Genomic DNA, 3,871 nt, shown 5'->3' on the forward strand with positions numbered 1-3,871 from the left:
TTGTCCTGATTTAAATTTAATCCACTATATAACCAAAGCATTATCAAACCAAAACCCATTTTCAGACGACCTTTTGCGCTGCACAAACAGGCGATATATCGTACAATAAGGTCGGACTTACCAAGGAAAAATCATGAACGCAAACACCGAAACCGTCATTATCTACCCCAAAGACCTGCCGCTGCACTGCTCCGGCCCCAACCACGAAACTTGGAACGGTCATCCGCGCGTCTTCCTCCCGATTCAGTCCGACAGCGACATCGAATGCCCCTACTGCGGGACGCGTTACCATCTCGAAGGCCACATTCCCCACCACCATTATTGAGACGCTATGAAGAGATACGCCCTCCTGCTGTTGCTCGGACTGTGTACCGCCTGCGGTTCGTATAAAGCCGTTCGCCCCGATGCCCCTCTCGCCGTCGTCGCCGAAGCGCAAAACAACGCCATCCGCTACCAAGCCGCCGACGGCAGCCGCATCTCCGCCATCTACGTCAACAGCAACAGCCCGATGACGGTCGAACTGCGTCAGGGAAGTACGGTCGAAAAACTGACGCAAACCCATTCGATGACCAAAACCACGGAATACCGCAATGCAAGCACAATATGGCAGCTTCAGGACGGCTTCGCCACGCTTACCCGCGGCGGCAAAACCGTCGTCTTCACCGAAATCATCGAATAATCCTGTCTGAAGTTCTTATCAAAAGGTCGTCTGAAACCCCAAAACAAGGTTTCAGACGACCTTTTTAGTCAACTGCCTACATCAAATTAATGATGACCGCAGCCGCATTCTTTTTTCATGTCGATAACCATGCGGCCGGTGATTTTGCCTTCGCGCATTTCTTGGAAGATTGCTGGCGCTTCGTCCAAGGCGCGTAGTTGGACTTTCGGTACGACCAGGCCTTCTGCGCCGAATTGGAAGGCTTCTTCCAAGTCTTTGCGCGTACCGACCAGTGAGCCGACTACTTCGATGCCGTCCAAGACCAGACGCGGGATGGACAGGTCCATAGATTCGGGCGGCAGACCGATGGCAACGACGCGACCGCCTGCGCGGACGCAGTCCACGGCAGAGTTGAACGCGGCGGCAGATACGGCGGTAACAACGGCTGCATGTGCGCCGCCGGTTTTTTCCTGAATCACTTTGGCAGCGTCTTCTTTGGCGGCGTTGATGACTAAATCTGCGCCGCTTTCTTTAGCGAATGCCAGTTTTTCATCGTTGATGTCGATGGCGACGACGTGTGCGCCGAATACTTTTTTCGCGTATTGGACACCCAAGTTGCCCAAACCGCCCGCGCCGTAAACGGCAATCCATTGTCCCGGACGCACGCCGGAAACTTTCACGCCTTTGTAAGTGGTTACGCCGGCGCAGGTGATGCTGGAAGCTTGTGCAGGATCGAGGCCGTCGGGTACTTTGACGGCGTAGTCTGCATCGACGATACAGTGGGTCGCCATGCCGCCGTCGGCGGTGTAGCCTGCGTTCAATACGGAACGGCACAAGGTTTCACGGCCGGTATTACAGTATTCGCACGAACCGCAGCTTTGGAACAACCATGCGATGCTGACGCGGTCGCCGACTTTCAGGGCATTCGCGCCCGGAGCGACTTCTTTGACGATGCCGATGCCTTCGTGTCCCAACACGCGGCCCGGTTTTTCGCCGTAGTCGCCTGCCGCAACGTGCAAGTCGGTATGGCACACGCCGCAATATTCGACTTCAACCAACGCCTCGCCGTATTCCAACGGGCGCAGTTCGCGTTCTACAACTTCTACATCGCCTGCTACATTTTGATTCACAACAACTGCTTGCATCTTCATGGTGTTCTCCTTGGCATTCGTAAGAAATCCGTAAAAGGTCGGGTAGGAGGTAAACCCCCTGTAAACGAGAATACTCCCCTTCATTTCGCCGTGTCAACACCCTATCTTTTTGAAAAATAAGGAATAAAATGTTATACCATAACATCTTACCTACCTGAAAATATACCCACCAAGCCGCTGAAAAATTCTTACACATATCATGTAAAAAAGGTTGTCTGAAAAATTTAAATATATTAACAAACATGCTTCATTCCCATACGGGGTCAAATCTTATCGGCTTAAATTCCCTATTTTAGAAAATTACATATTTGGAATTTTGAGAACGTTATCATTTTTAGTGCTTGAACTGAAAGAGAAAAAATATTATCCTGTTTTCAGATGACGTTTGAGGAACGTCCAAAACCTAAGAAAGACAACTAAGGAGACAGCATCATGGCAAAAGATTTAAATGTGTTTGATAAAGAGTACGGCCTGTTGATTAACGGCGTGTGGACGAAACCCGGCGCGCTTTTGGATTCGTACAATCCCGCCAACGGCGAAGTATTGGCGAAATTCACCGACGCGACCGACGCCGATGTGGATGCCGCCGTCGCCGCCGCCCAAGAAGCGTTCAAAACATGGCGCAAAACCACCACCACCGAACGCGCCGCCATACTCAACAAAATCGCCGATGTGATTGACGAAAACTTGGAATTGTTCGCCTTGCAGGAAACGCTGGACAACGGCAAACCTATCCGCGAAACCCGCGCCGCCGACATCCCGCTGGCTTCCGACCATTTCCGCTACTTTGCCAGCGTGATCCGCGGCGAAGAAGGCACTGCCACCCAGCTTGACTCCGAAGACCTGTCTATCGTCCTGCGCGAACCCATCGGCGTCGTCGGTCAGATCATTCCGTGGAACTTTCCCTTCCTAATGGCGGCTTGGAAAATCGCGCCCGCACTTGCCGCAGGCTGTACCATCGTTATCCACCCGTCTTCCAGCACTTCGCTGAGTCTGTTGTCGTTCGCCCAAAAAATCAACCACTTGCTGCCTAAAGGCGTGTTGAACATCATCACCGGTCGCGGTTCTAAATCCGGCGAATACATGCTGCACCACAAAGGCTTCAACAAACTGGCCTTTACCGGTTCGACCGAAATCGGCCGCCACATCGGCATCGCCGCCGCCGAAATGCTGATTCCCGCTACCTTGGAGCTGGGCGGCAAATCCGCCAACATCTTCTTTGACGACATGCCTTTTGACAAAGCCCTCGAAGGCGCGCAAAAAGGTATTTTGTTCAACCAAGGCCAAGTGTGCTGCGCCGGTTCGCGCATCTTCGTTCAGGAAGGCATTTACGACAAATTCGTCAACGCCTTGGCGGAAGAGTTTAAAAAAATCAAAGTCGGCCTGCCTTGGGAAGACGACACCCAAATGGGTTCGCAAGTCAACGCCGGTCAGCTCGAAACCATTTTGAAATACGTCAAAATCGGCGAACAGGAAGGTTGCCGCATCATCACCGGCGGTAAGAAAATCGAAGGCGAGTTGGGCAAAGGCGAATTTGTCGAACCGACCTTGATTGAAGCCGACAGCAACAACGCCCGCGTTGCCCAAGAAGAAATCTTCGGCCCGGTTGCCACCGTGATTAAATTCAAAACCGAAGAAGAAGTCATCAAAATGGCCAATGACAGCGAATACGGCCTGGGCGGTGCAGTTTGGAGCAAAGACATCAACCGCTGCCTGCGCGTTTCCAACGCACTGGAAACCGGCCGCGTCTGGGTGAACTGCTACAACCGCCTGCCCGCAGGCGCACCGTTCGGCGGCTACAAAACTTCAGGTATCGGCCGCGAAACCCACAAAATGATGCTCGCCGCGTACACGCAGGTGAAAAACATCTACATTTCCACCCGCGAAGAGCGCGAAGGCTTCTATTGATTGCCTGCTGAACATTGTTTATTGATGTAGAAAAAAAGGTCGTCTGAAATCCGGATTCGGGTTTCAGACGACCTTTTTGTGTTGACTGGAATTTTATGAGTGCTTGTTGTTATAGACAAATAAACCGAGACCTTTGCAAAAAAGCCTTTCCCCC

At 52.0% G+C, this 3,871-nt stretch carries 4 protein-coding genes; 3 read left to right on the plus strand and 1 reads right to left on the minus strand.

The annotated features are described in order from the left end of the window. Positions 1–133 precede the first annotated feature (133 nt). Together HMPREF3066_RS05905 and HMPREF3066_RS05910 are read left to right on the plus strand one after the other, a co-directional pair. Positions 134–325, plus strand: a complete 192-nt coding sequence (locus HMPREF3066_RS05905; RefSeq protein WP_003763364.1) for a zinc-finger domain-containing protein — start codon at positions 134–136, stop codon at positions 323–325. Positions 326–331: 6 nt separating this feature from the next. Further along, positions 332–679: a hypothetical protein gene (locus tag HMPREF3066_RS05910; protein ID WP_003763387.1), complete on the plus strand. Its 348-nt coding sequence runs from the start codon at positions 332–334 to the stop codon at positions 677–679. Positions 680–765: 86 nt separating this feature from the next. Here the strand turns inward: HMPREF3066_RS05910 and adhP are convergent, their stop codons facing one another. Further along, a complete protein-coding gene (gene adhP, locus HMPREF3066_RS05915) occupies positions 766–1,809 on the minus strand; it encodes an alcohol dehydrogenase AdhP (protein WP_003764565.1) in 1,044 nt (347 codons plus the stop codon). Between the two features lie 432 nt (positions 1,810–2,241). Between adhP and HMPREF3066_RS05920 the strand changes: the two genes are divergently transcribed. After that, a complete protein-coding gene (locus HMPREF3066_RS05920) occupies positions 2,242–3,717 on the plus strand; it encodes an aldehyde dehydrogenase family protein (protein ID WP_070441152.1) in 1,476 nt (491 codons plus the stop codon). The last annotated feature ends 154 nt before the right edge of the window (positions 3,718–3,871 follow it).

This window comes from Neisseria sp. HMSC03D10 (genome assembly GCF_001807625.1).
Classification (GTDB): domain Bacteria; phylum Pseudomonadota; class Gammaproteobacteria; order Burkholderiales; family Neisseriaceae; genus Neisseria; species Neisseria mucosa.